The sequence below is a fragment of the Streptomyces sp. NPDC102283 genome, from assembly GCF_044766265.1.
Lineage (GTDB): Bacteria > Actinomycetota > Actinomycetes > Streptomycetales > Streptomycetaceae > Streptomyces.
The window spans coordinates 83,546-106,673 of sequence record NZ_JBIWLQ010000015.1 but is presented as its reverse complement, the minus strand read 5'-3'; the positions used below and the strand labels follow the sequence as shown (position 1 = coordinate 106,673).

The window sequence follows — 23,128 nt, the reverse complement described above, 5'->3', positions numbered from 1 at the left end:
GGGTGGGCGTTAGGTTGGTTGATATGACCGCCCCCGACCACGAGCGCCACGCCCCCCGGACCGAGCCCGCCGCCGACGGGCTGTCCGCACGGGACCGGGCGCTGCTGGCCCTGGAGCGGCGGTCCTGGGCGGGGCCCGGGGCGAAGGAACGGGCGATCCGCGAGGAGCTCGGGATCTCGCCGGTCCGCTACTACCAGCTGCTGAACGCGCTGATCGACGACGGGCGGGCGCTGCGCGAGGACCCGGTCACGGTGAACCGGCTGCGGCGCGTGCGCGACGCGAAGCGCGGGCGGCGCTGAGCGCTTTCTGCCGGGCCTCCGGCCCCTGGCCGCCGGAGGCGCCCGCACCTTACGGGGCGCAGCCCAGCACCAGGTCCACCGCCCGGTCCAGGCTGCCCCGTTCACCGGCGGTCAGATACGGGTTCGCGCGCTGGCGGTCGCGGGCGAGGGCCAGATCGGCGGCCGACGCACCGCCGTCGTCGGAGAGTTCCGCCAGGAGGGACGCCAGCAGGGGCCGGACGTCCGCCCCGGCCGGAAACTGCGGGTCGAGCGCGATCCGGGCCAGGGTCAGGGCCGACATCGCCCGGTCGAGACCGGGCGGGCCCTCCGCCGCGCTGGACCAGTCGATCACCACCGCGCCCTCCTCCGTCAGCATCACGTTCTCCGGACGCAGATCCAGATGGAGCACGCAGTCCTCCGGGTTCGTCGAGACCCGGGGCGGTATGGCGTGGAGCTCGCGCAGCAGCCGGGCGAGCAGCGCGCCCGCCTCGGCCGCCCCCAGCCGCCCCGCGAGCAGGGACGCGGCCAGGGTCGGGCCGGTCAGCCGCTGGAGCACCAGGTCCGTGGGGCGGGCCCCTTCGGCGGGCGGACCGATGCGTGGCACCGGGAAGCCGAAGGCGCCGACGTAACTCATCACGGCCAGCTCCTCCGTGGTGTCGGTGCGGTCCCGGTAGCGGCGAAGGACCCAGGAGCCGTCGAGTGCGTACACGTCGGCGGTGCGTCCCGAGCCCAGAAGTTGCCCTGTGTGCATGGGGCCGAACCTACCCGGGCGCCCCGCCGAAAGGGAGTCGCGTTCCGGCTTCGCCCGGCCGGGTCTCCGAAACGGCTCCGTACCCGGCCTGCGCGGCGGGCCGGAGCATGTGCCGCGCGGCCCCATAACGCGGAGGGAGGGGGGTGAACGGGATCTCCTGCGCCGGGTGTCGCCGCCGCTACGGTTTCGGCAATTCCCTGGTCCGGACCAACCCCCGCCGGATCCGGACACCCCCCAGAACCAAGGAGAGTGACGTGGAGAGAACCACGCTCCGCAGACGCGCCCTCGCCGCCGGCACCGCCACGGTGGCCGTGGGTGCGCTCGCCCTCGCCGGGCTGACCGGTGTGGCGTCCGCCGACCCCGCGGCCACCACCGCCCCGCCGGTCTCCGCCGACAGCCTGTCGCCCGGGATGCTGGCCGCCCTGGAGCGCGACCTCGGCCTGGACGCGGACGACGCCCGCGGCCGGATAGCCAACGAGTACCGCGCCGCCGCCGTGGCCGCGGGGCTGGAGAAGTCCCTCGGCGCCAGCTTCGCCGGAGCGCGGGTCAGCGGGGCGAAGCCGACGCTGACCGTCGCCACCACCGACGCCTCCGAGGCCGCCCGGATCACCGACGCCGGAGCGCGCGCCGAGGTCGTCGGCAACAGCCTGGACCGGCTCGAAGGCGTCAAGAAGACGCTCGACAGGGCCGCGCTGAACAAGGCGCCCGAGAACGTGCCCGTCTGGTACGTCGACGTCGCGGCCAACAAGGTCGTCGTGAACGCCGCGAGCACCGCCGCCGGACAGGCGTTCCTGAAGTCGGCCGGGGTCGCCGGCGGCCTCGTCACCGTCGCCAGGTCCGCCGAGCAGCCCCGCGCCCTCGCCGACATCCGTGGCGGCGACGCGTACTACATGAACGGCTCCGGCCGCTGTTCCGTCGGCTTCCCGGTGACGCGCGGCACCCAGGGCGGCTTCGCCACCGCGGGCCACTGCGGCCGCGTCGGCACCACCACCAACGGTGTCAACCAGCAGGCCCAGGGCTCCTTCCAGGGCTCGACCTTCCCGGGCCGGGACATGGCCTGGGTCGCCACCAACGCCAACTGGACCCCGCGTCCGCTGGTGAACGGCTACGGGCGGGGCGACGTCACCGTCGCCGGCTCCACCGCCTCCGTCGTCGGCGCCTCGGTCTGCCGTTCCGGCTCCACCACGGGCTGGCACTGCGGCACCATCCAGCAGCTGAACACCAGCGTCACCTACCCGGAGGGCACCATCTCCGGGGTCACCCGCACCAGCGTCTGCGCCGAACCGGGCGACTCCGGCGGCTCCTACATCTCCGGCAGCCAGGCGCAGGGCGTCACCTCCGGCGGCTCGGGCAACTGCTCCTCCGGCGGCACGACGTACTTCCAGCCCATCAACCCGCTGCTCCAGACGTACGGGCTGACCCTGGTCACCAGCGGCGGCGGTACGCCGACGGACCCGCCGACCACCCCGCCGACCGACCCGCCCGGCGGCACCTGGGCGGCCGGCACCGCGTACGCCGCCGGCGCCACGGTGACGTACGGCGGAGCCACCTACCGCTGCCTCCAGGCGCACACGGCCCAGCCCGGCTGGAACCCCGCCGACGTGCCCGCGCTCTGGCAGCGGGTCTGACCGGTCCGGGCCCCACCCGGCACCCCCGTACCACCTGAACCTCCTGAACCTCCTGAACCTCCCGCCTCTCGCCTCCCCGCGTCGAGGCGCCCCCGAGGACTCCGAGGAATCTGTCATGACCCCACACATGGACAACGACAACCCCCACGACCCCGACGCGTCCGTCGAGGCGTCGGGAGACCGGCGGCGGATCAGCCGCAAGGGTCTCCTGAAGGCCGCGCTCGTCGCGAGCGCCGCGCCTCTGCTCGCCGGAGGGGGCGTCGCGCTCGCCCGGGACGCCGCCTCCACGGGGAACGGGCCGCTGGCCCCGACCCCGGAGTGCGACGACGGCGACGACACGACGCCGCCGCAGATGGAGGGGCCGTACTTCAAGCCCAACTCTCCGCGCCGCACCAGCCTGGTGACCCCGAGCACCCCCGGCGTACCGCTCACCGTGAGCGGCTACGTCTTCGGCCGGGCCTGCCGGCCCATCTCCGGGGCGCTGCTCGACTTCTGGCAGGCCGACACCAACGGGTCCTACGACATGGCCCAGTTCGCCTTCCGGGGGCACCAGTTCACCGGCACGGACGGGGCGTTCAGCCTCACCACCATCGTGCCGGGCCTCTACCCGGGCCGTACGCGGCACATCCACGTGAAGGCGCAGGCGCCCGGCGGGCGCATCCTCACCACCCAGCTGTACTTCCCGAACGAGCCGCGCAACAACACCGACGCGCTGTTCGACCCCGAGCTGCTGATGAACGTCCGCAACGTCGGGAACGGGCGCCAGGGCACCTTCGACTTCGTGCTGGACGTCGCCCAGACGCCCGGCCCGACCGATCCGCCCACCGAGCCGGGGTCCACCACCTGGGCCACCGGCACCTCCTACCGCGCGGGTGACCGCGTGACGTACGGCGGGGTCGCCTACCGCTGTCTGCAGGCACACCAGGCCCATGCGGGCTGGGAGCCTCCGAACGTCCCCGCGTTGTGGGAACGCGGGTAGACGAGGACACAGCGAGCGCACCACCGCCCGCGCCCCGTTCACGCCGTCCGGCGCGTGAACGGGGCGCTTCTCGCGTTCCGCCGCGCCGTCCGCCACCTGCCCCGGCTCGGCCCCGGGAAAGTTTTCGCGGATCGTCCGAAACATTTGCCCGCTCCCGCCGCGTCGTACAGGGGAAGGGCGGAGCGGACGGACGGACGGGGGAGAGCATGAGGGCGTCGCGGACCGAGGAGTTCAAGGTGTTCGCGGCCGGCCGGGCCGGCCATCTGTTCCGCTCGGCCTGCCTGCTGACCAGCGGCGATGTACACCTCGCCGAGGATCTGGTGCAGGAGACGCTGAGCCGGATGTACGTGCTGTGGGGCCGCGCCCGCCGGATCGACAACCCGGCGGCGTACGCGCAGACCGTGCTCGTGCGTACCTTCCTGACCCAGCGGCGACGCCGCTCCGCGAGCGAACGCCCGCTGGCCGAACTGCCCGAGGGCGCTCCGGCCGACGCGGACGACCCGGCGCTGCGGATGACGCTGCTCCGGGCCCTGGCCCAACTGGCCCCCAAGGACCGGGCGGTCGTGGTCCTGCGGTACTGGGAGGACCGGAGCATCGAGGAGACCGCCGCCGCCCTCCAGGTCAGCCCCGCCGCCGTACGGACCCGCTGCGTGCGGGCGCTCGGGCGGCTGCGTGAACTGCTGGGCGGCAGCATCGCGGAGTTCGCCGCCCGCTGACCTCCGCGCGCCCGCCCACCGGCCCCCGGGCCGTCAACTGTCGAGCATCCAGAAAGAGAAGTGGTGGTTCCCCATGCCCAGCGAAGACGAGCGGCCGTTCGAGGACGGCCTCGGGACGGAAATCCGCCGCGCCGGAGAGGCCTTCGAGCTGTCCGGCCGCGGCGCCCTGGTGGACGGCGCGCTGGAACACGGCCGGCGCACCGTGCGCCGCCGCCGTGCCGCCGCCGTGGCGGGCAGTGTGCTGACCCTGGCCCTCGTCGCCGGCGGGGTCACGTACGCCACCGGGCAGATGGGCGTCTCCGGCGACGGGGCGAACGTCGCGAGCAGTGGCCCGGTCGCGCGGTCGGCCACTCCCACGGACAGCGCCACGGACACCGCCGCCCCCACGGCGACGGCCGCTCCCACGGACGCCGCGACGGCCTCGCCGTCGGACGCGCCCCCGACCCCGGACGCGCCGACGCCCAGTGCCAAGGACGCCGCGCGCACCGGTGATCCCTCGCCCGGCCCGGCGTCGCGCGGAACGCACGATGCCGGGGAGCCGGCGCCGCCGCTCGACTACGCGGCTCTGATGTCCACCTTCCGCGCCCTGCTGCCCGACGGCCTGAGCGTGACCGAGGAGACGGACAGCGGGGGCGAGTTCGCGTCGGTCGTCGTCGACGACGGCAAGGGCCGGTCCCTCGTGCAGATCAATGTGCAGCGAGACGTGCGGGAGGTCGCCGACGATCTGTACCGCGAGGCGACCACCCTGCCGGACGGCACCCTGCTGGCCACCTCGAAGGAGCCCGGCGAGAAGGGCGGCCGGGGAGTGGTCATGTGGACGGCCGACACGATGCGACCGGACGGCATGCGCGTCGTCGTCTCGGCCTTCAACTCCGGCGAGCAGTCGAGCCCCGCCACCCGGCCCGCGCCCGCGCTCACGATGGATCAGCTGACCGCCCTGGCCACCAGCCCGGAGTGGCCGAGGCTCCAGCAGCGTTAGGGCGTGTTTCGAAAGTCCCGCCTGCGCCGCGCCCGCCCTCCGGGCGGACGGCGCTACTTTCGAAACACGCCCAGGGCCCGACCGGCGGATCGGGGCCGGGTCCGCCGGGCGTGCCCCCGAATACCCCCGGGGGCAGGCCCGGGGCACGCCCGGGGGCGTCACTTGGCGTCCGCGTACCGCTCCACCACCGCCGTCGTGAAGGGAAACCGCACCGGCGTCTGTCCGAAGGCGGTCCGCCCGGCCAGCTCGCCCGCCGCGCGGATCGCCTCGGCGACGGCCCCGGTCTCCCCGGCCGGGCAGTGCACGATCACCTCGTCGTGCTGGAAGAACACCAGCTGCGCCCGCAGCCCCTGCTCATGGAGCGTCCGGCGCAGCGCGGCCAGCAGCAGCAGCGCCCAGTCGGCCGCGCTGCCCTGCACCACGAAGTTACGGGTGAAGCGCCCCCTGGCCCGCGCCGGACCGCCGTCGGCCGAGGCCCCGGAGCCCTCGGAACCCTCCTGGGGAAGGCCCGCCTCCTCGTCCTGGCCCGTCAGCGCGACCGGCGGGCTGGTCCGGCCCAGCCAGGTCCGCACCACCCGTCCCTCCTCGCCCGCCCGCGCCGCGTCGTCGACATAGGCGACGGCGAGCGGGAAGCGGCGGCGCAGCGCGGCCAGGTTCTTCAGCCCGTCCCCGGACGTCTGGCCGTAGACCGCGCCGAGCAGCGCCAGCTTCGCGTGCTCGCGGTCACCCCGGAACGCCCGGTCGGACAGCGCCTTGTAGAGGTCGCCGTCATGACCGGCCACCTCCATCAGGCCCCGGTCGCGGGAGATCGCCGCCAGCACCCGGGGCTCCATCTGGTCGGCGTCCGCGACGACCAGGCGCCACCCCTCGTCGGCGACGACGGCCTGCCGGATCACCTTGGGGATCTGGAGGGCCCCGCCGCCGTTGGTCGTCCAGCGGCCGCTGACCGTGCCGCCCGGCTGGTACTCCGGGCGGAAGCGGCCCTCGCGCACCCAGTCCTGGAGCCAGGACCAGCCGTGCGCCGTCCAGATCCGGTACAGCTTCTTGTACGCGATCAGCGGCTCGACCGCCGGATGGTCCACCTCCTCCAGCTCCCACCGCCGGGTCGACTTCACCGGTATCCCCGCCTGCGCGAACGCCTTCACCACATCGGCGGGCAGGTCGGGCCGGACCCTCCGGCCGAACGCCGCCGACACCTCGTCCGCCAGCTCGGCGAGCCTGCGGGGCTCGCCGCCGCCCGCGTACCGCTCGCCCAGCAGTCCGTTCAGCAGCTCCCGGTGGACGTCGGCGCGCCAGGGCAGCCCGGCCCGGTGCATCTCGGCGGCCACGAGCATCCCCGCCGACTCCGACGCGGTCAGCAGCCGCATCCGGTCCGGGTGCTCCGCCGCTTCGTGACGGCGCACCTGGTCCGCGTAGACCCGCAGGAGCCCCTCGAACGGCACCCCGGGACCGGACGGCGGCTCGAAGAGGGAGGACTGCGCGCCCGGTTCGGCGGACCGGGCGGGCGGGTCCGGCGGCACCGGCCCGTTGTCCAGCCGGGCCAGCGCGGCGGCGGCGGAACGGGGCTCGCCGAGCCGCCCGGCGTGCCCGAGCAGCAGCAGCTCGGCGCACTCGATGTCGTAGCACCGCTCCACCCGGACCCCGGCGGCCAGCAGCCGGGGGTAGATCTCGGCGGTCGACCGCCACACCCAGCGCACCACGTCCGGACGGGAGCGGACCGCCTCGACGAGGTCGGGCTCGGCGACGACCGGCCCGGCGGGCGTGCCGTCCCGGGCCAGCGGCGCGAGCAGCGCCCCGCCCCCGTCCGCAGCCGCCACCGCCCACCGTTCGGTCATGGGTGCGAGTCTGGCACCCGCCACTGACAGTGCCCCGGAGGCGGGCCCGACTGGCCGCCCGCCGCCGCAGCCGTGAGGATCACCTCATGGAAGCGATCGTGTACGAGGAGTTCGGCGGCCCCGGCGTCCTGCACCTGGAGCGCCGCGATCCGCCGCGTCCCGGCCCCGGCCAGGTCCGGGTCGCCGTGCGCGCGGCCGGCGTGAACCCGCTCGACCACAAGATCCGGAACGGCCTGATGGAGGACGCCTTCCCCACCCCGCTGCCTGCCACGCCCGGAGCCGAATTCGCCGGGGTGGTCCTGGAGGCGGGGGAGGGCGTCACGGGTTTCGCCCCCGGCGACGAGGTCCTCGGCTGGAGCGCCACCGGCTCCTACGCCACCGAGGCGCTGGCCGAGGCCGCCTCCCTCGCGCGCAAGCCGGACGGGCTGTCCTGGGAGGAGGCCGCCGCGCTGCCCGTCGCGACCGACACCGCCTCCCGGGTGCTGGACGAACTGGCGCTGGCCGAGGGAGAGACGCTGCTCCTGCACGGGGCGGGCGGCGGGGTCGGCTCCGTGGCCGTACAGCTCGCGGCGGCCCGCGGCGCGACCGTCATCGGCACCGCGTCCCCGGCCAACCACGACTATCTGCGGGTGCTGGGCGCGGTCCCGGTGGCGTACGGGGACGGGCTGGTCGAGCGGGTGCGCGAGCTGGCCCCGGAGGGCGTGGACGCGGTGTTCGACGCGTCGGGGCGCGGCGCGCTGCCCGCCTCCATCGAACTGCGCGGCGGCACCACTGAGCGGATCGTCACCATCGCGGACGGGGACGCCGCCGAGCTGGGCGTCGCGTTCTCCTCCGGCGGCGGCGGGCCCTCGGCCGACCGCCTCGGGGAGAACGCCCGGCTGGCGGAGGCCGGCGAGCTGCGTGTGGAGATCGCCCAGGTCTTCCCGCTCGCGGACGCCGCGAACGCCCACGCCCTGAGCGAGGGCGGCCACGTCCGCGGCAAGCTGGTCCTGCTGCCGTAGAAGGCGGTACGGGCCGTACGAGTCGTACGAGTCGTACGGGTCGTACGGGTCGTACGGGTCGGTCGCAGGTCGTGCAGGGGGGCGGGCGGTGCGAGCCGGGCCCACGGTCGCGGGCCGTGCGGGCGGTGCGCCTACCCTTGGCCGGATGGAATCGGTGATCGACCGGGCGTGCGCGGCGGCCCTCTACGCGGAGGGCGACGCCGCCCTCGACACCGGGGCCTCCCTGCTCGCCGCCGCCCCGGAGGCTGACGCGGAGGCGCACCGGCGCGGCGAGGAGTTCGTGCGCCGGGCGTGGGACCGGGGCTGGCACCCGGCCGACCTGGTCCGGTTCGTCCGCCACGAGCTGGACGAGCGGCGGGCGGCGCTGGCGGCGACCCTGATCGCCGCCGAGACCGCCCGGTACGCGGAGCTGCCGCCCCGCTGGCGCCGGCAGCTCGCCGAGCTGCCCGCCCCCGTGCCGCGCAACCTCCCCGACCGGTTCCGCTACGCCGGTGACCTGCTGGAGCTGTACCGGCTGCTGCTGCGGCTGCCCGCCATCGAGCCCGTGGGGCCCCCGCCCGGCGCCGCCGCCGACCACCTGCACCGGCCGCCCGCCGCCGACGAGCCCCGCATGCTCACCCGGATCCGGGCGCTGCTGGCGAAGGCGGAGGCGACCGGCTTCCCGGAGGAGGCCGAGGCGCTGACCACCAAGGCGCAGGAGCTGATGGCCCGGCACAGCGTCGACGAGGCCCTCCTCGCCGCCCGGGCGCACAGCCGCGAGACGCCGGGCGCCTGCCGGATCGGGGTGGAGCCCCCGTACGAGAGCGCCAAGGCGATCCTGCTCGACGCCGTCGCCTCCGCGAACCGCTGCCGGGCCGTGTGGAACGACGATCTCGGCTTCACCACGGTCGTCGGCTTCGAGCCGGACCTGGAGGCCGTCGAGCTGCTGTTCACCTCTCTGCTCGTTCAAGGTGCGGCCGCGATGACCCGGGCGGAGGCCGGGCAGCGCGCCGGGGGACGCAAGCGGACCAAGACCTTCCGGCAGGCGTTCTGGATGGGGTACGCCCAGCGGCTCGGCCGCCGGCTCGCCGACGGCGCCGAACGGGCCACGGCGGCGGCGGACGGCGCCGCCGCGGCCCCGGCCGGCGAGCTGCTGCCGGTGCTGGCCGCCCGGGACGTCGCGGTCACCGACACCGCCGGGCGGATGTTCCCGAGGACCACGACCACCCGGGTCCGCGGCGTCACCGACCTGGACGGCTGGACGCACGGCACCGAGGCCGCCGACCGGGCCCGCACGGGCGGCACGCCCCGGGAACCCGAAGGCGAAATCGCGAGGTAAGTCGAGCTTGTCCCGCATTGCACCGTTAGGCTCGGCCCATGAGCTGGCTCCGGGCGCTGAAGGAGACCGCCCGCTCGGGGCTGGAGATCGAGCGGCAGAGACTGGAGCCCCTCATCGCCTTCCGCGGTGCGGCCGGCCTCGCCCTCGTCGTCGGGGTCAGCCTCGTGCTGTTCGGGCCGGAGATCGCGGCCAGTTCCGCCTTCGGCGCGTTCCAGGCGGCCATCGCCACCTTCCAGCGCAGCTGGCGGCCGCGCCCCGTCCTCGCTCTCGTCTCCGGTGTGAGCCTCGCCGTCTCGACGTTCGTCGGCTATGTCAGCGGCGCGCACGTCGTGCTCTTCCTGTGCCTCCTCGGCGCCTGGACCTTCCTCGCCGGACTCGCCTGGGCGGCGGGCCCCACGGGTGGCATCATCGCCGCGTCGAACGTCGCGATCATGCTGGTGACGATCACCCTGCCCACCTCGGTCGTGGACGCCGCCGTCCACGCCGGGATGATCGCCGTCGGCGGCTTCGTCCAGGCGACGCTCATCGTCCTCTTCCCGGTCCGCAGATGGGGCGCCCAGCGCGACGCGCTCGCCGACGCCCTGGCCGCCGAGGCCGACTACGCCCGGCGGCTGCGCCACGACCCGGTCGCCCCCTTCGACCCGCTGCCCCTGATGACCGCCCGCAGCGCCGCCGCCGTCACCCCGCGCCAGGCCCGCCGCCGCCCCGCCGAACTGCACGGGGCCCGGGGGGTCGCCGAGCGGCTGCGCCCGGTGCTCGCCTCGCTCGCGGACCCGGCTATGGGGGTGCCCGGCGACGGTCTTGAGCGGCTCTGGGTGAACGAGCTGCTGGGCGCGGCCGGATCGGTCCTGGACGCCGCCGCGCGGGCCGTCCGGCACGGCGAACCCGTCCACCTCTCCGCCACCGACCTGGGCGTCCTGAAGACCCCCGACAACGACGTGATCCTCGTCGGCCCCGCCCGCCGTGCCGCCGACCGGCTCGCGGCCCTGCTCGACGACGTCCTGGAGATCGCGGAGGGCACGGGGACCGACAGCGGGGTCCCCTCCGACCTCGCCCCGGACACCCGGCACCGGCCCACGCTGCTGAGACTGGTCCCGGTGGTGCTGGCCTCGATGCGCCGCGAACTGCACCACGGCTCGCCGATCATGCGCCACGCCATCCGGGTCTCGGTGGTCGCCGTCTCCGGGTACTTCGTCGGCGAGGCCGTGCCCCTCGGCCACGGCTACTGGGCCCCGATGACCGCCGTCATGGTGATGCGGCCCGAGTTCTCGCAGACGTACGCCCGTGCGGCGGGACGCTTCGGCGGCACCCTGGTCGGCGTCGGGCTCGCCACCGCCGTCGTGCAGACCGCGAGCCCCGACGCCCGGCTCTCGGCGCTCCTCGCGGTGGTCTGCGCCTGGCTGATGTACCTGCTGATGCGCACCGGCTACGCGGTCGGCCAGGTCTGTGTCGCCGCGTACGTCGTCTTCCTGCTCGGCATGGCCGGCGACGACTGGTCCCAGACCGTCACCGAGCGCATCGTGCTGACGCTCGTCGGCGGACTCCTCGCGATGATCTCGTACGCCGTCTACCCGGCCTGGGAGACCCCGCGGCTGCGCAACCGGCTGGCCGAGTGGCTGGTGGCGGACGGGCGGTACGCGGCCACGGTCGTCGACCGGTACGCGGACCCCGCCAACCGGGACGCCGAGGACGTCCGGGACGCCCTGATCGCCACCCGGGAGGCCCGTGTGGCGTGGCAGGAGGCGCTGGCGACCGCCCAGCACGAGCCCGTGCGCCACCGGGGCATCTCCCGGGCCGCCGCGACCGACGCCCAGCACGCGCTGGCCCAGCTGGGCCGGTCCGCGATGGTCCTGGAGGCCCATCTGCCGACCGGGTCGGCCGACCCGGTGCCCGGCGCCGCCCAGCTGGCCGAGGCATTGCGCCGGGCCACCGAGAAGGGCGCCAAGGCGGTACGGGAGCGGCGGCTGCCCGACTGGCAGCCGGTGGTGGACGCGGTGGCCCACTGGGACATGCCCACCTCGACGGACGACGGCACGACCCCGGTCGGCGACCCGGTCGTGCGCCGGGGCGCGGCGCTGCTCCTGGACGCGCTGGAGGAGTTCACCCGCGCCCTGGACGAGCGGGGCGGCTCCACCCGGGTCAGCAGCACGCTGGCCGAGGGCTGAACGGCCGCCGGGCGGCGGTCAGGCCGCGGCGGGCGTCACGGAGCGGGGACCTCGGGGAGGTCCGGGAGGTCGGGGAGCGAGGGCATGCCGCTCGGCAGCTTGCCCGGGTCGGCCTTGGTGAGGGTGTCCTTGACGCCGCCGTCCCACGAGAGGGCCAGCTTCGTGCCGTCCACGGAGTCGATCGCGCCCATCGTGCGGTCGGTGGAGCCGCCGGTGCACTTCAGCGCCAGCATCGGTTCGCCGCCCATGTCCTTCACGTCGCCCTGGCACACGGACTGGTCGGCGACCAGCGCGACCTTGCGGGCGCTGACGGACACCGTGACGTTCTTCCCGTCCGTCAGCCCCACCCAGGTGCCCTCCAGTGCCGCCGCGTCCACGGCGCCGCTTCCGGTGGAGTCCCCGGAGCCGTTCCCGCCGCTCCCGGGTGTCGCGCTCGCGGCGGAGTCCGCGCCGGAATCCTTGCTCGCGTCGTCGCCGCCGCATGCGGTCAGCGCCAGTGAGGCGGCCAGAGCGGCGACCGCGACGGCGCCGGTGCGTAGAGACCTGATCACGTGGAGTTCCCCCTTGCTGTTTTCCGGTCGAAGGACCGCGCCACGTTACCAAGGCCCGTAACGATCAACTCCCTTGAACGGGAGCGAAATAGGCGTGCCGTTCGTCTCTCTTCCCGGAGGGTGCGACCGGGGCGGAAAAGCCTGTAATCAAAGGAACACCCCGCGTGCACGTGCATCTGCTCATGCATTGGCATATGAACAGAGCTATGATCCGAGCTAGTTGACACCTGCACCTTGCAACTCGGGGAGCGTCCTGTGCACGACGTGTACAACGGCATGGCGGCCACAGAGCTTCGCGGAGTCGTCTGGCAGAAGAGCAGGCACAGCAACTCCCAGGGGTCCTGTGTGGAGTTCGCGCGGCTGCCCGGAGGGGATGTGGCGATGCGGAACTCCCGTCACCCCGACGGGCCCGCCCTCGTCTATACGCCCGCGGAGATAGAGGCGCTGCTGCTCGGCGTCAAGGACGGCGAGTTCGACCACCTCGCCGCCGGCGCCTGACGCGGGGTCCGGCCCGTGACGGGCCGGACCGGGGTACTCACGAACCCGGCTTCTGGTTCTCCTGGAGCCGGAAAAGAGCCCAGACGACCTTGCCGTACAGCGGCCCGGAGGGCAGTTCTCCGAGCGGTACGGGAGAAGGGTGCCAGCCCCAGCTGTCACTGACGCATTCCACCAGGAACAGTCCGCGGCCGGATTCGGCCGAATCCGCCGCCTCGCCCGCCACCGGGCTCTCCCGGCTGGGGTCGCGCACCGCGCACACCAGTCGCGAGGTCCAGCGCATCAGGTGCAGTCGCACCGGCGGGTCCTGGAATTCGCGGGGCGGATCGTCGGGCAGCGCGTGGCGCAGGGCGTTGGTGACGAGTTCGGACACCACCAGGGCGACATCGTCGAAACGGTCGCCCAGTTCCCACCGCTCCAGCGTCGACCGGGTGAACTTCCTTGCTCCGCCGACCGCTTCGTAGCGTGCGGGCAGAGCACAGGACGCCGATCCGGCAACCCCTGAGGGGTCGGTGGGGGGAAGCCCCTGCCGTAACGGCTCGAGCATCGTCGATCCATTCGTCCCCATACGAGGCACTCCCGGGATTCGCGGCTGTAGCGGCACTGCCTGTAGCGGTACTGCGGGGGGTACAGCGGCACAACACGAGCACGCAGGTGCGCGAGGGCCATGGTTCCGAATGCGCAGGGCAGATGCAAGGGCAGATGCACGTGCACGCGCCGGACCTGCCCGATACCGTGGTGGTTCTGGGGTATTTCTTCCCGAGGTCAGTTTCGGAGGTTTCCGGACGTCTTCCCATTTCCGTAATCGAATGAGTACGGGCTGAAGCGTTTTGGTGGCAGAATCCGGCACTCGGGGTTGGGGGCTCCGGATGCCAGGTAGGCGATGGGGAGGGTCGGACCAGTGTCGGCAGGCGAGTCGAGTGGATCGGTGGTGCGGCGCATCCTCCTGGGCTCTCAGCTCAGGAGACTGCGGGAGTCGCGCGGAATCACCCGTGAGGCGGCCGGCTACTCGATCCGGGCCTCCGAATCGAAGATCAGCCGCATGGAGTTGGGACGGGTGAGCTTCAAGGCCAGGGACGTCGAGGACCTGCTCACGCTCTACGGAGTCGCGGACGAGGCGGAGCGCGACTCCCTCCTCGGCCTGGCCCGTGAGGCCAACGTGGCGGGCTGGTGGCACAGTTACGGAGACGTGCTGCCCGGCTGGTTCCAGACGTACATCGGCCTGGAGGGCGCCGCCTCCCTCATCCGTATCTATGAAGTGCAGTTCGTGCACGGGCTGTTGCAGACCGAGGCGTACGCCCACGCCGTCGTCTCGCGCGGGATGCGCGGCGCCTCGCCCGCCGAGATCGACCGCCGGGTGGCCCTGCGCCTGGAGCGCCAGAAGGCCCTCGTCTCGGAGCGCGCCCCGACGTTCCACGCCGTTCTCGACGAGGCGGCCCTGCGCCGCCCGTACGGCGAACGCGACGTCATGCGTGCCCAATTGCGGCATCTGATCGATATGTCGGAGCAGCCGAACATCACGCTCCAGGTCATGCCCTTCAGTCACGGCGGTCATGCCGGCGAGAGCGGATCGTTCACGATGCTGCGTTTCCCGGAATCCGATCTGTCGGACATTGTCTATTTGGAGCAGCTGACGAGCGCGCTCTATCTGGACAAGCCCGAGGAAGTCGCGCAGTACGAAAAGGCCATGGCTGGTCTCGCCCAGGACAGCCCCACACCGGAAGACAGTCGGGATCTTCTGCGCGGTCTACTCCAACTGGCGTAATTTCTCAGTACGATGACGTCGCATCAGGAGTCTGCGAACGCCTGCAGTAAGGGATTGCATGTCCTACTTCCATGAACTGGCCCACCAGTACATCGACGGCGAGTGGCTGATCGGCAGCGGCTCGTGGGACATCATCGATTTCAATCCCTACAACGGTGAGAAACTCGCCGCCGTCACCGTGGCCACCGCGCTGGAGGTCGACCGGGCCTACCGGGCCGCCGAGCGGGCCCAGCGGGAATGGGCCGCCGTCAATCCGTACGAGCGCCGCGCCGTCCTCGAACGCGCGCTCCGCGCCACCCGTGAGCGCACGGAACAGATCGTCGAGGCGATCATCGACGAACTGGGCGGCACCCGGCTGCGGGCCCAGTACGAGGTCCGTGGTGCCACCGAATTCCTGCGCGAGGCGATCCGCCAGGCGCTGCGGCCCACCGGGCGGCTGCTGCCCGCCGTGGGGGACGGCCGGGAGAACCGGCTCTACCGGCTGCCCGTCGGCGTCGTGGGTGTCATCAGCGCCTTCAACTTCCCCTTCCTGGTGACGATGAAGTCCGTCGCGCCCGCCCTGGCGCTCGGCAACGCGGTCGTCGTGAAGCCCCATCAGAACGCGCCCGTCGTGGGCGGCGGTCTGATCGCGCGGATCTTCGAGGACGCCGGACTGCCGGCCGGGCTGCTCAACGTGGTGATCACCGACAGCGCCGAGATCGGCGACGCGTTCATCGAGCACCCCGTGCCCAAGGTGATCTCGTTCACCGGCTCCGACCGCGTCGGCCGGCACATCGCCGCCACCGCGGCGGGCGCCTTCAAGCGGACCATCCTCGAACTGAGCGGCAACAGCGCCCTGGTGGTGCTGGAGGACGCCGACATCGACTACGCGGTCCAAGCGGCCGTCTTCAGCCGCTTCCTGCACCAGGGGCAGGTCAGCATGGCGGCCAACCGGATCCTGGTGGACCGGTCGGTGGCGGCGGAGTTCACCGAGCGGTTCACCGCCGAGGTGGCCGCCCTGAAGGCCGGGGACCCGAGGGACCCGGAGACCCGGATCGGACCGGTCATCAACGCCTTCCAGGCCGACGCGTTGGACGCCCTCGTCGACCGGGCGGTCGCGGACGGCGCGACGGCACTCGTGCGCGGCCGGACCGTCGGCAACGTCGTCGGCCCGACCGTCCTGACCGACCTCGGGGAGGACTCCCCGCTGCTTCAGCAGGAGATCCTCGGCCCGGTGGCCCTGCTGATGACGTTCGACGGCGAGGAGGAGGCCGTGCGGATGGTCAACGAGAGCCCGTACGGTCTCAGCGGCGCGGTGCACACCCGGGACGCGGAGCGCGGCGTGAAGTTCGCGCAGCGCATCGTCAGCGGGATGTTCCACGTCAACGACTCCACCGTGCAGGACGATCCGCTGGTCGCGTTCGGCGGCGAGAAGACGTCCGGGGTGGGACGGCTGAACGGCGAGGCCGTCGTCGAGGCGTTCACCACCCAGCGGTGGATGTCGATCCAGCACGGCCGCTCCGCCTTCCCGTTCTGACGGGGCCTCCGCCCTCCTCGGCCTTCCTCAGTTCCCCGGCCCCCGGAACGTGGTGCGGTAGGCGCTGGGCGAGACGCCGAGCGCCGCGTGGAAGTGGTGGCGCAGATTGGCCGCCGTGCCGAGCCCGGCGCGCGCGGCCACCTGCTCGACGGGTACGTCCGACTCCTCCAGCAACTCCCGTGCCAGCTCGATGCGTTGCCGGGTCAGCCAGTTCATCGGCGTCAGACCCACCTCGTCCCGGAACCGCCGGGTGAAGTGCCGCACGCTCATCGACTCCCTGGCCGCCAACTGCCCCAGGGTGATCGGGTCCTGGAGCCGCCGCAGCGCCCACGCGCGGGCGGCCGAGGTCCCCGGAGCCGACCGTTCGGGCATCGGCCGCCGGATGTACTGGACCTGCCCGCCCTCGCGGTGGGGCGGCACGACCGTGCGCCGGGCCACGTCGTTCGCGACGGCCGTTCCGTGGTCGCGGCGGATCATGTGCAGGCAGAGGTCGATTCCCGAGGCGCAGCCCGCCGAGGTGAGCACCCTCTCCCCGTCGGTGTAGAGCACGTCCGGGTCCAGCCGGACCCGGGGGAAGAGCCGCGCGAACAGCTCCGTGTACCGCCAGTGGGTGGTCGCCGTATGGCCGTCCAGCAGTCCGGCCGAGGCCAGCACGAACGCGCCCGTGCAGATCGAGGCCACCCGGGCGCCGGGCCGGATCAGTGTGAAGGCCTCCGCCAGCGGGGCCGGGAGCGCCGGCGTCTCCTGGACGTAGTCCTCGTACGAGGACAGGACGACCACCGTGTCGGCCTCGGCCAGCGCCTCGGGGCCGTGCGGGACGGCCACGGTGAAGTCGCCGTCCGTGCGCACGTCCCCGGGCGACAGGGAGCAGGTGGCGACCTCGTACAGCGGCTCGCCGTCCGCCGAGGCCCCGCGCCGGGCCTGGCCGAAGAGCTGGTGCACGATGCCCAGTTCGATGGGGAGCAGAACCTCGCGGGCGAGCACGGCGACGCGGTGCCGCCCGGGGTGGATGAAGACCGTCATGGCCATATCCTTGCGCACCCGGTCCATCTGGACACTCGTGGGGACGGGCCCCGCTCGCGACGCTTGGGTCCATGGCCCCTTCGACCTCGGCATCTCCGTACACCCCGTCCTCCCGCCGGACCTCGCGCATCCATCGCGCCTGGCTGATGGCCGCCGTCGCGGGCGCGGCCATCGTCACGGCCGGGGCGTTCACCACCGTGCCGGGCCTGCTGGTGACGCCCCTGCACGAGGAGTACGCCTGGGAGCGCGGGCAGATCGCGCTCGCCGCCTCGGTGAACATGGTGCTGTTCGGCCTCACCGCCCCGTTCGCGGCGGCGCTGATGGACCGGATCGGGGCCCGCCGCGTCGTGATGGGCGCGCTGCTCCTGGTCTCGGCGGGGGCGCTGCTCACCGGCGTCATGACGCGGCCGTGGCAGCTGGTCGCGTACTGGGGCGTGCTGATCGGCCTCGGCAGCGGCTGCCTGACCATGACGTTCGCCGCCGGGATCACGGCCCGCTGGTTCGACCGGCGGCGCGGCCTGGTGACGGGTGCGCTCAGCTCCTCCAGCCACCTGGGCCAGCTGCTCTTCCTGCCCCTGCTGGCCTGGTCCGTGGGCCGCTTCGGCTGGCGTCCGCCGGTGGTGACGCTGGCACTGGTGGCCCTGGCGGTCGCCGCCCTGGTGTTCCTGCTGCTGCGCGACCACCCGGCGGACGCGGGCGTGAAGCCGTACGGGGCGAAGGAGTTCGTTCCGAGGCCGCCCCCGATCCCCGGTGCGGCCGTGCGGGCGCTGAGGGTGCTGCTGCGTGCGGCGCGCACCGGTCCGTTCTGGCTGCTGGCCGGGATGTTCGCCCTCTGCGGGGCCTCCACCAACGGCATCATGTGGTCCAACTGGGCGCCCGCGGCACACGACCACGGCATGCGGGCCACGGCGGCGGCCTCGCTGCTGTCCCTCGTCGGGATCTTCTCCGCCCTCGGCGCGCTGCTGGCCGGCTGGCTGACCGACCGGTTCGATCCGCGCCGTCTGCTGACCGTCTGCTTCGCCGTCCGCGCGCTCACCCTGCTCGCCCTGCCCCTGCTGTTCACCTCCACGGTCACGGCCCCGATGCTCCTGTTCGTGGTGGTCTACGGACTCGTCGACGTGGCGACCGTGCCGCCCGTCATCGAGCTGGCCCGCCGGGTGTACGGGGACGACGGCCCCGTGGTCTTCGGCTGGACGAACGCGGCCCACCAGGTGGGGGCGGGCGCCTCGGCGTTCCTCGGGGCCACCGCGCGGGACGTCTTCGGCACGTACGACGTGGTGTGGGCCGCGCTGGCGGTCGGCTGCCTCGTCGCCGCGCTGCTGGCCCCGGCCGTACGGATGAGGGCACACCGACCGGCCGGGCGCAAGCGGGCGGGCTACCCTAGTCAAAGTTGAATAGGAAGATGGGTGTTGGGTGTCATGTCCGCGATCCGACTGCTGGTCCTCGGCGCCGTGCGCATGCACGGCCGCGCACACGGCTATCAGGTCCGCAACGACCTGGAGTTCTGGGGCGCGCACGAGTGGTCCAACGCCAAACCCGGGTCGATCTACCACGCCCTGAAGCAGATGGCGAAGCAGGGGCTGCTGCTCGCGCACGAGACGGCCCCGTCCACGGCGGGCGGCCCCCCGCGCACCGAGTACGAGCTCACGGACGAGGGGCTGGCGGAGTGCCGCCGCCTGCTGCGCGACGCCATCCGCTCCTACGACCAGGGCGTGGACGTCCTCTCGGCGGCCATCGGTTTCATCGTCGACCTGCCCCGGGCGGAGGCGGTCGCGCTACTCAAGGAGCGGATCGAGGGCATCGAGAAGTGGCGCACGGCGGTCACCGAGTACTACACCCCCGAGGAAGGCCCCGAATCCCTCGGCCACATCGGCGAGATCATGAACTTCTGGGTGCACTCGGCCGACTCCGGCGCGGAGTGGACCCGGGGTCTGATCGCCCGCATCGAGGGCGGTGCCTACACCTTCGTCGACGAGGGTGACCCGTTCGTCGGGCTGCTCGCCGATGACGAGGGGAATCCTTACGCCACCGGTGTGCCCCACCCCGGGGACCACGACTAATCAAGTTTGACGAATGAAGGATCCGGGTTTACCTTCGACCTCCTAGTCAAGTTTGACTACAGGAGGGCGGGGAACGTGACCGAAGCGATCGTCATGGACGGCGTGCACAAGCGGTACGGGGAGAAGAGCGCCCTGGGCGGACTGGACCTGGCCGTCGGCGGCGGCACCGTGCACGGAGTGCTCGGCCCCAACGGGGCGGGCAAGACCACCGCCGTACGGATCCTGTCGACGCTGCTGCGCCACGACGCGGGCCGGGTGACCGTGGCCGGCCTCGACGTCCGCGAGCGGGCGGGCGAGGTGCGGCGCAGGATCGGGCTGCTCGGCCAGCACGCGGCGGTGGACGAGCAGCTCGGCGGGCGGCAGAACCTGGAGATGTTCGGGCGGCTGTACCACCTGGGCGCACGCCGGGCGGGCAGCCGGGCGGACGAACTGCTGGAGCGGTTCGGCCTCGCGGACACCGGGCGCAAGGCCGTCAAGCAGTACAGCGGCGGCATGCGCAGGCGCCTCGACCTGGCCGCGTCGCTGATCACCGATCCGGACGTGCTGTTCCTGGACGAGCCGACGACCGGCCTCGACCCGCGTGGCCGGACCGAGGTGTGGGACGCGGTGCGGTCCCTGGTCGGCGGCGGCACCACGGTGCTGCTGACCACGCAGTATCTGGAGGAGGCGGACCAGCTGGCCGACCGGATCTCCCTCATCGACGACGGCCGGGCGGTCGCCGAGGGCACCCCCGACGAGCTGAAGGCGCTCGTCGGCGGCGACCGGATCGACATCGTCCTGCGCGACGCGTCCCGGCTGGTGGAGGCGGGCGCGCTGCTCGGTGGCGCGGACCTGGTGCTGGACGCCGACCGGCGGCGGATCGGCGCGCCCGCCCCGGACCGGATGGCGGCCCTGGCCCGGACGGTGCGGGTGCTGGAGGAGGCGGGCATCGAGGCGGAGGACATCGCGGTGCGCCGCCCCACCCTCGACGAGGTGTTCCTGTCGCTGACCGGACAGCCCGCCGACGCACGGCGTACGGCGAAGGCGGAGAAGACGGGAAAGACGGAGGTGGCGGCATGAGCGCGGCGACGACGACGGCGCCCGGACCGGACGGGGCGTCCTCCCGGCTGGGCTGGGCCCTGGCCGACTCCTGGACGATGACCCGCCGTGAACTGGCGCACTGGGCCCGGCAGCCCGTCGCGGTCCTGGTCAACCTGGTCTTCCCGGTGATGCTGCTGCTGATGTTCACCTATCTGGTCGGCGGCGGCCGGGGCGTGGACGGCGACCCCACGGAGTTCCTGGTCCCCGGGATGCTCGCGCTGACCATGGCCTTCGGCCTGGAGAGCACGATGCTCGCGGTCACCCAGGACCTCGGCAAGGGCGTCATCGACCGCTTCCGCTCGATGCCGATGGTCCCCGGCGCCGTCCTGGTCGGCCGCAGCGCCGCGGACATGCTCCAGTCGACGGCCGGGCTCGCGGTGATGACCGGGGTCGGCTACGCGGTCGGCTGGCGCTGGCACCACGGGGCCGCCGCCGCGCTGGGAGCGTTCGGGCTGCTGCTCCTGCTGCGGTTCGCGATGCTCTGGGTCGGCATCCTGCTGGCCATGGTGGCGGGGCGGCCGGAGATGGTCGGGGCGGTCCAGATCCTGGTCTGGCCGGTCGGCTTCCTCTCCAACGTCTTCGCCACCCCGGATTCGATGCCGGGCTGGCTGGGCGCGGTGGTCGAGTGGAACCCGATGTCCGCCACGGCCACCGCCGTACGGGAGTTGTTCGGCAATCCGGGCGGCGCGACCGGCTCCTGGGCGGCCGAGCACGCCGAACTCCTCGCGGTGCTCTGGCCGGTGGCCATCATCGCGGTGTTCTTCCCGCTGGCGGTGGCCAGGTTCGCGCGCCTCAGCCGGTAGCCGTGCTCCGCGTGGCGCCGCGAGCCGTGCTCAGTGGTGGAAGGCCGTCGGTGCCGCCCGGTCATGGCTCAACGGGTGTTTCTGGGCCCGGAGTTCGGGAAGCAGCAGCTTCAGGTCCTCGATCAGCAGCTCGGCCAGGTCCGAGGAGAACCCGTTGCGGCACACCACGCGCAGCACCGAGAGGTCCTGCCGGTTGGCGGGGAAGGTGTACGCGGGCACCAGCCAGCCGCGCTCCCGCAGCCGGCGGGACACGTCGAAGACGTCGTACGCGTGCACGTCCGCGTCGGTCGTGAAGGCGAACACCGGCAGCTCGTCGCCCCGGGTGAGGAGTCGGAAGTCGCCCAGCCCCTCCACCGCGCGGGCCAGACCGCACGCCACGTCCCGGGAGGCCTGCTGGACCGCGCGGTAGCCCTCGTGCCCGAGGCGCAGGAACGTGTAGTACTGCGCGACCACCTGCGCCCCGGGCCGGGAGAAGTTCAGCGCGAACGTCGGCATGTCGCCGCCCAGGTAGTTGACCCGGAAGACCAGCTCCTCGGGCAGCGCGTCCGCCGTCCGCCACAGCGCCCAGCCGACCCCCGGGTAGACGAGGCCGTACTTGTGCCCCGAGGTGTTGATCGACGCCACCCTCGGCAGCCGGAAGTCCCACACCAGGTCCGGGTCGAGGAAGGGCGCCACCATCGCGCCCGACGCCCCGTCCACATGGACCGGGACGTCGAGGCCGGTCCGCTCCTGGAACGCGTCCAGGGCCGCGCACAGCTCCGCGATCGGCTCGTAGGACCCGTCGAAGGTGGAGCCGAGGATGCCGACGACCCCGATGGTGTTCTCGTCGCACAGCTCGGCGGCGGCCGCCGGGTCGAGGTGGAACCGCTCGCCCTCCATGGGCACGAGCCGGGCCTCCACCTCCCAGAAGTCGCAGAACTTCTCCCAGCAGACCTGCACATTGACGCCCATCACCAGATTGGGCCGGGCCGTCGCGGGATAGCGGTCCGCGTTCCGCTTCGCCCAGCGCCGCTTCAGGGCGAGCCCCGCGAGCATGCACGCCTCGCTCGACCCGGTGGTCGAACAGCCCACGGTCGCCCTCGGATCGGGCGCGTTCCACAGGTCGGCGAGCATCGCCACGCAGCGCCGCTCCAACTCGGCGGTGCGCGGGTACTCGTCCTTGTCGATCATGTTCTTGTCCCGGCACTCACCCATCAGGACGTCGGCCTGCGGCTCCATCCAGGTGGTGACGAACGTGGCCAGGTTGAGCCGTGAGTTCCCGTCGAGCATCAGCTCGTCGTGGACCAGCCGGTACGCCGTCAGCGGCGGCAGCGGCCCGTCGGGCAGCCGGTGCCGGGGCGGCGCGGTGTTCATCGCGGCCGTCGGGTCCGCCTCGCCGAAGAACGGGTTCAGGGCGAGCCTGCGCCGCTCCTTCGAGGGTTCGTCCTGTTCCGGGTGGGCACCGCGGTGGAGCGGCATGGTGGAGGCCCTTCTCTCGGCCGAAGCGGTCGGGTGCGGGGTCGGCTCTCGGCGCGGGGTCAGCTCTCGGCGGCCAGGCCCGCCTTGATCGCCCGGGTGAACTTCACGACCCGCTCGGCCTGCACCCGGGCGGCCGTCAGGGTCTGCTCGCCGACCGGGATGTCGCCCTGCCCGGCGACGTGGGAGGTGCCGTACGGGTTGCCGTCCACGAACTTCGTGGGGTCGGTGTACCCGGGGGTGACGAGGATGCCGCCGAAGTGGTGGATCGTGTTGTAGAGCGCGAGCAGCGTGGACTCCTGGCCGCCGTGGGCGGTGGCGCTGGAGGTGAAGCCGCTGTAGACCTTGTCGGCGAGCTGCCCCGCCTGCCACATCCCGCCGAGCGTGTCGATGAACTGCTTCAGCTGGGCTGTGACGTTCCCGTACCGGGTCGGCGAGCCGAAGATCACCGCGTCCGCCCACGCCATGTCGTCCTGCGAGACCTCGGGGATGTCCGCGGTCGCGGCCACGTTCGCGGCCCACGCCGGGTTGGAGTCGATGGCCGCCTGCGGGGCGAGCTCCGCCGCCCGGCGCAGCCGCACCCGCGCCCCGGCCCGCTCCGCGTCCCCGGCCATGGCCCTGGCGATCGCGGCGACGGTGCCGGTGGAGGAGTAGTAGATGACGGCGACGTTGACGGGCGTGGGCATGCGGGGGACCTCCGTCGGAGCGGGATCGATACAAGGCGGCGCAA

At 73.2% G+C, this 23,128-nt stretch carries 22 protein-coding genes; 15 read left to right on the top strand and 7 right to left on the bottom strand.

Going from position 1 to position 23,128, the window contains the following annotated elements:
- Positions 1-23: 23 nt before the first annotated feature.
- A complete protein-coding gene (locus tag ACIRJT_RS27060; RefSeq protein WP_403913840.1) occupies positions 24-299 on the top strand; it encodes a DUF3263 domain-containing protein in 276 nt (91 codons plus the stop codon).
- A 49-nt stretch (positions 300-348) separates the two neighbouring features.
- Here the strand turns inward: ACIRJT_RS27060 and ACIRJT_RS27055 are convergent, their stop codons facing one another.
- Positions 349-1,029 (bottom strand): phosphotransferase, encoded by a 681-nt coding sequence (locus ACIRJT_RS27055; RefSeq protein ID WP_403913837.1) that lies wholly within the window; start codon positions 1,027-1,029, stop codon positions 349-351.
- Between the two features lie 254 nt (positions 1,030-1,283).
- Here ACIRJT_RS27055 and ACIRJT_RS27050 point away from each other — a divergent pair, with 254 nt between their 5' ends.
- The 4 genes from ACIRJT_RS27050 (at position 1,284) to ACIRJT_RS27035 (ending at position 5,331) form a co-directional block, all read left to right on the top strand.
- Entirely contained in the window at positions 1,284-2,657 is a 1,374-nt protein-coding gene (locus ACIRJT_RS27050; RefSeq protein ID WP_403913836.1) for a carbohydrate-binding protein, read from the top strand.
- Positions 2,658-2,784: 127 nt separating this feature from the next.
- Positions 2,785-3,636 (top strand): carbohydrate-binding protein, encoded by an 852-nt coding sequence (locus ACIRJT_RS27045; RefSeq protein WP_403914094.1) that lies wholly within the window; start codon positions 2,785-2,787, stop codon positions 3,634-3,636.
- 206 nt (positions 3,637-3,842) lie between these two features.
- The gene (locus ACIRJT_RS27040; RefSeq protein WP_403913835.1) at positions 3,843-4,352 is read left to right on the top strand and encodes a SigE family RNA polymerase sigma factor; all 510 of its coding nucleotides are present in this window, start codon (positions 3,843-3,845) and stop codon (positions 4,350-4,352) included.
- Positions 4,353-4,425: 73 nt separating this feature from the next.
- The gene (locus ACIRJT_RS27035) at positions 4,426-5,331 is read left to right on the top strand and encodes a hypothetical protein (protein ID WP_403913833.1); all 906 of its coding nucleotides are present in this window, start codon (positions 4,426-4,428) and stop codon (positions 5,329-5,331) included.
- Between the two features lie 158 nt (positions 5,332-5,489).
- Here the strand turns inward: ACIRJT_RS27035 and ACIRJT_RS27030 are convergent, their stop codons facing one another.
- On the bottom strand, positions 5,490-7,166 hold the full coding sequence (locus ACIRJT_RS27030; RefSeq protein ID WP_403913831.1) for a bifunctional 3'-5' exonuclease/DNA polymerase: 1,677 nt from the start codon (positions 7,164-7,166) through the stop codon (positions 5,490-5,492).
- 86 nt (positions 7,167-7,252) lie between these two features.
- Between ACIRJT_RS27030 and ACIRJT_RS27025 the strand changes: the two genes are divergently transcribed.
- The 3 genes from ACIRJT_RS27025 to ACIRJT_RS27015 all read left to right on the top strand — a co-directional run bounded on the left by ACIRJT_RS27025 (position 7,253) and on the right by ACIRJT_RS27015 (position 11,650).
- Positions 7,253-8,167: an NADP-dependent oxidoreductase gene (locus ACIRJT_RS27025; protein WP_403913829.1), complete on the top strand. Its 915-nt coding sequence runs from the start codon at positions 7,253-7,255 to the stop codon at positions 8,165-8,167.
- A 145-nt stretch (positions 8,168-8,312) separates the two neighbouring features.
- Positions 8,313-9,485, top strand: coding sequence for a DUF2786 domain-containing protein (locus ACIRJT_RS27020; protein ID WP_403913827.1), 1,173 nt, complete (start codon positions 8,313-8,315; stop codon positions 9,483-9,485).
- Positions 9,486-9,523: 38 nt separating this feature from the next.
- Complete coding sequence (locus ACIRJT_RS27015; protein ID WP_403913825.1) at positions 9,524-11,650, top strand: FUSC family protein; 2,127 nt, start codon at positions 9,524-9,526, stop codon at positions 11,648-11,650.
- A gap of 35 nt (positions 11,651-11,685) precedes the next feature.
- Here the strand turns inward: ACIRJT_RS27015 and ACIRJT_RS27010 are convergent, their stop codons facing one another.
- A complete protein-coding gene (locus ACIRJT_RS27010; RefSeq protein WP_403913823.1) occupies positions 11,686-12,201 on the bottom strand; it encodes a hypothetical protein in 516 nt (171 codons plus the stop codon).
- Between the two features lie 255 nt (positions 12,202-12,456).
- On the opposite strand from ACIRJT_RS27010, the gene ACIRJT_RS27005 reads away from it, so the two are divergent.
- Positions 12,457-12,699: a DUF397 domain-containing protein gene (locus ACIRJT_RS27005; RefSeq protein ID WP_030114590.1), complete on the top strand. Its 243-nt coding sequence runs from the start codon at positions 12,457-12,459 to the stop codon at positions 12,697-12,699.
- A gap of 37 nt (positions 12,700-12,736) precedes the next feature.
- On the opposite strand, the gene ACIRJT_RS27000 is transcribed toward ACIRJT_RS27005, so the two are convergent.
- Positions 12,737-13,243 (bottom strand): ATP-binding protein, encoded by a 507-nt coding sequence (locus ACIRJT_RS27000; RefSeq protein ID WP_403913821.1) that lies wholly within the window; start codon positions 13,241-13,243, stop codon positions 12,737-12,739.
- A 354-nt stretch (positions 13,244-13,597) separates the two neighbouring features.
- Here ACIRJT_RS27000 and ACIRJT_RS26995 point away from each other — a divergent pair, with 354 nt between their 5' ends.
- Both ACIRJT_RS26995 and ACIRJT_RS26990 read left to right on the top strand, forming a co-directional pair.
- On the top strand, positions 13,598-14,461 hold the full coding sequence (locus ACIRJT_RS26995) for a helix-turn-helix transcriptional regulator (RefSeq protein WP_047177304.1): 864 nt from the start codon (positions 13,598-13,600) through the stop codon (positions 14,459-14,461).
- A 58-nt stretch (positions 14,462-14,519) separates the two neighbouring features.
- Positions 14,520-15,977 (top strand): aldehyde dehydrogenase family protein, encoded by a 1,458-nt coding sequence (locus ACIRJT_RS26990; protein ID WP_403913818.1) that lies wholly within the window; start codon positions 14,520-14,522, stop codon positions 15,975-15,977.
- Positions 15,978-16,004: 27 nt separating this feature from the next.
- Here ACIRJT_RS26990 and ACIRJT_RS26985 read toward each other — a convergent pair whose 3' ends face one another.
- A complete protein-coding gene (locus ACIRJT_RS26985; protein ID WP_403914092.1) occupies positions 16,005-17,006 on the bottom strand; it encodes a GlxA family transcriptional regulator in 1,002 nt (333 codons plus the stop codon).
- A gap of 65 nt (positions 17,007-17,071) precedes the next feature.
- On the opposite strand from ACIRJT_RS26985, the gene ACIRJT_RS26980 reads away from it, so the two are divergent.
- The 4 genes from ACIRJT_RS26980 to ACIRJT_RS26965 all read left to right on the top strand — a co-directional run bounded on the left by ACIRJT_RS26980 (position 17,072) and on the right by ACIRJT_RS26965 (position 20,943).
- A complete protein-coding gene (locus ACIRJT_RS26980; RefSeq protein WP_403913815.1) occupies positions 17,072-18,394 on the top strand; it encodes an MFS transporter in 1,323 nt (440 codons plus the stop codon).
- Between the two features lie 24 nt (positions 18,395-18,418).
- The gene (locus tag ACIRJT_RS26975) at positions 18,419-19,060 is read left to right on the top strand and encodes a PadR family transcriptional regulator (RefSeq protein ID WP_403913812.1); all 642 of its coding nucleotides are present in this window, start codon (positions 18,419-18,421) and stop codon (positions 19,058-19,060) included.
- Between the two features lie 75 nt (positions 19,061-19,135).
- Positions 19,136-20,119: an ATP-binding cassette domain-containing protein gene (locus tag ACIRJT_RS26970; RefSeq protein ID WP_403913810.1), complete on the top strand. Its 984-nt coding sequence runs from the start codon at positions 19,136-19,138 to the stop codon at positions 20,117-20,119.
- Positions 20,116-20,943 (top strand): ABC transporter permease, encoded by an 828-nt coding sequence (locus tag ACIRJT_RS26965; protein ID WP_403913808.1) that lies wholly within the window; start codon positions 20,116-20,118, stop codon positions 20,941-20,943. Before ACIRJT_RS26970 ends, ACIRJT_RS26965 begins: the two co-directional genes overlap by 4 nt.
- Before the next feature lie 30 nt (positions 20,944-20,973).
- On the opposite strand, the gene ACIRJT_RS26960 is transcribed toward ACIRJT_RS26965, so the two are convergent.
- Positions 20,974-22,401 carry a glutamate decarboxylase gene (locus ACIRJT_RS26960; RefSeq protein WP_403913806.1) on the bottom strand — a complete coding sequence of 476 codons (1,428 nt, stop codon included), beginning with the start codon at positions 22,399-22,401 and terminating at the stop codon, positions 20,974-20,976.
- A 59-nt stretch (positions 22,402-22,460) separates the two neighbouring features.
- Entirely contained in the window at positions 22,461-23,084 is a 624-nt protein-coding gene (wrbA, locus tag ACIRJT_RS26955) for an NAD(P)H:quinone oxidoreductase (protein ID WP_403913803.1), read from the bottom strand.
- Between the last annotated feature and the right edge of the window lie 44 nt (positions 23,085-23,128).

Excerpts from the sequence above, each read along its gene's own strand:
- ACIRJT_RS27060 (WP_403913840.1), top strand. The coding sequence starts at position 24 with ATGACCGCCCCCGACCACGAGCGCCACGCCCCCCGGACCGAGCCCGCC.
- ACIRJT_RS27055 (WP_403913837.1), bottom strand. The coding sequence starts at position 1,029 with ATGCACACAGGGCAACTTCTGGGCTCGGGACGCACCGCCGACGTGTAC.
- ACIRJT_RS27045 (WP_403914094.1), top strand. The coding sequence starts at position 2,785 with ATGGACAACGACAACCCCCACGACCCCGACGCGTCCGTCGAGGCGTCG.
- ACIRJT_RS27040 (WP_403913835.1), top strand. The coding sequence starts at position 3,843 with ATGAGGGCGTCGCGGACCGAGGAGTTCAAGGTGTTCGCGGCCGGCCGG.
- ACIRJT_RS27035 (WP_403913833.1), top strand. The coding sequence starts at position 4,426 with ATGCCCAGCGAAGACGAGCGGCCGTTCGAGGACGGCCTCGGGACGGAA.
- ACIRJT_RS27030 (WP_403913831.1), bottom strand. The coding sequence starts at position 7,166 with ATGACCGAACGGTGGGCGGTGGCGGCTGCGGACGGGGGCGGGGCGCTG.
- ACIRJT_RS27025 (WP_403913829.1), top strand. The coding sequence starts at position 7,253 with ATGGAAGCGATCGTGTACGAGGAGTTCGGCGGCCCCGGCGTCCTGCAC.
- ACIRJT_RS27020 (WP_403913827.1), top strand. The coding sequence starts at position 8,313 with ATGGAATCGGTGATCGACCGGGCGTGCGCGGCGGCCCTCTACGCGGAG.
- ACIRJT_RS27015 (WP_403913825.1), top strand. The coding sequence starts at position 9,524 with ATGAGCTGGCTCCGGGCGCTGAAGGAGACCGCCCGCTCGGGGCTGGAG.
- ACIRJT_RS27000 (WP_403913821.1), bottom strand. The coding sequence starts at position 13,243 with ATGCTCGAGCCGTTACGGCAGGGGCTTCCCCCCACCGACCCCTCAGGG.
- ACIRJT_RS26990 (WP_403913818.1), top strand. The coding sequence starts at position 14,520 with ATGTCCTACTTCCATGAACTGGCCCACCAGTACATCGACGGCGAGTGG.
- ACIRJT_RS26985 (WP_403914092.1), bottom strand. The coding sequence starts at position 17,006 with ATGGCCATGACGGTCTTCATCCACCCCGGGCGGCACCGCGTCGCCGTG.
- ACIRJT_RS26980 (WP_403913815.1), top strand. The coding sequence starts at position 17,072 with ATGGCCCCTTCGACCTCGGCATCTCCGTACACCCCGTCCTCCCGCCGG.
- ACIRJT_RS26975 (WP_403913812.1), top strand. The coding sequence starts at position 18,419 with ATGTCCGCGATCCGACTGCTGGTCCTCGGCGCCGTGCGCATGCACGGC.
- ACIRJT_RS26965 (WP_403913808.1), top strand. The coding sequence starts at position 20,116 with ATGAGCGCGGCGACGACGACGGCGCCCGGACCGGACGGGGCGTCCTCC.
- ACIRJT_RS26960 (WP_403913806.1), bottom strand. The coding sequence starts at position 22,401 with ATGCCGCTCCACCGCGGTGCCCACCCGGAACAGGACGAACCCTCGAAG.
- wrbA (WP_403913803.1), bottom strand. The coding sequence starts at position 23,084 with ATGCCCACGCCCGTCAACGTCGCCGTCATCTACTACTCCTCCACCGGC.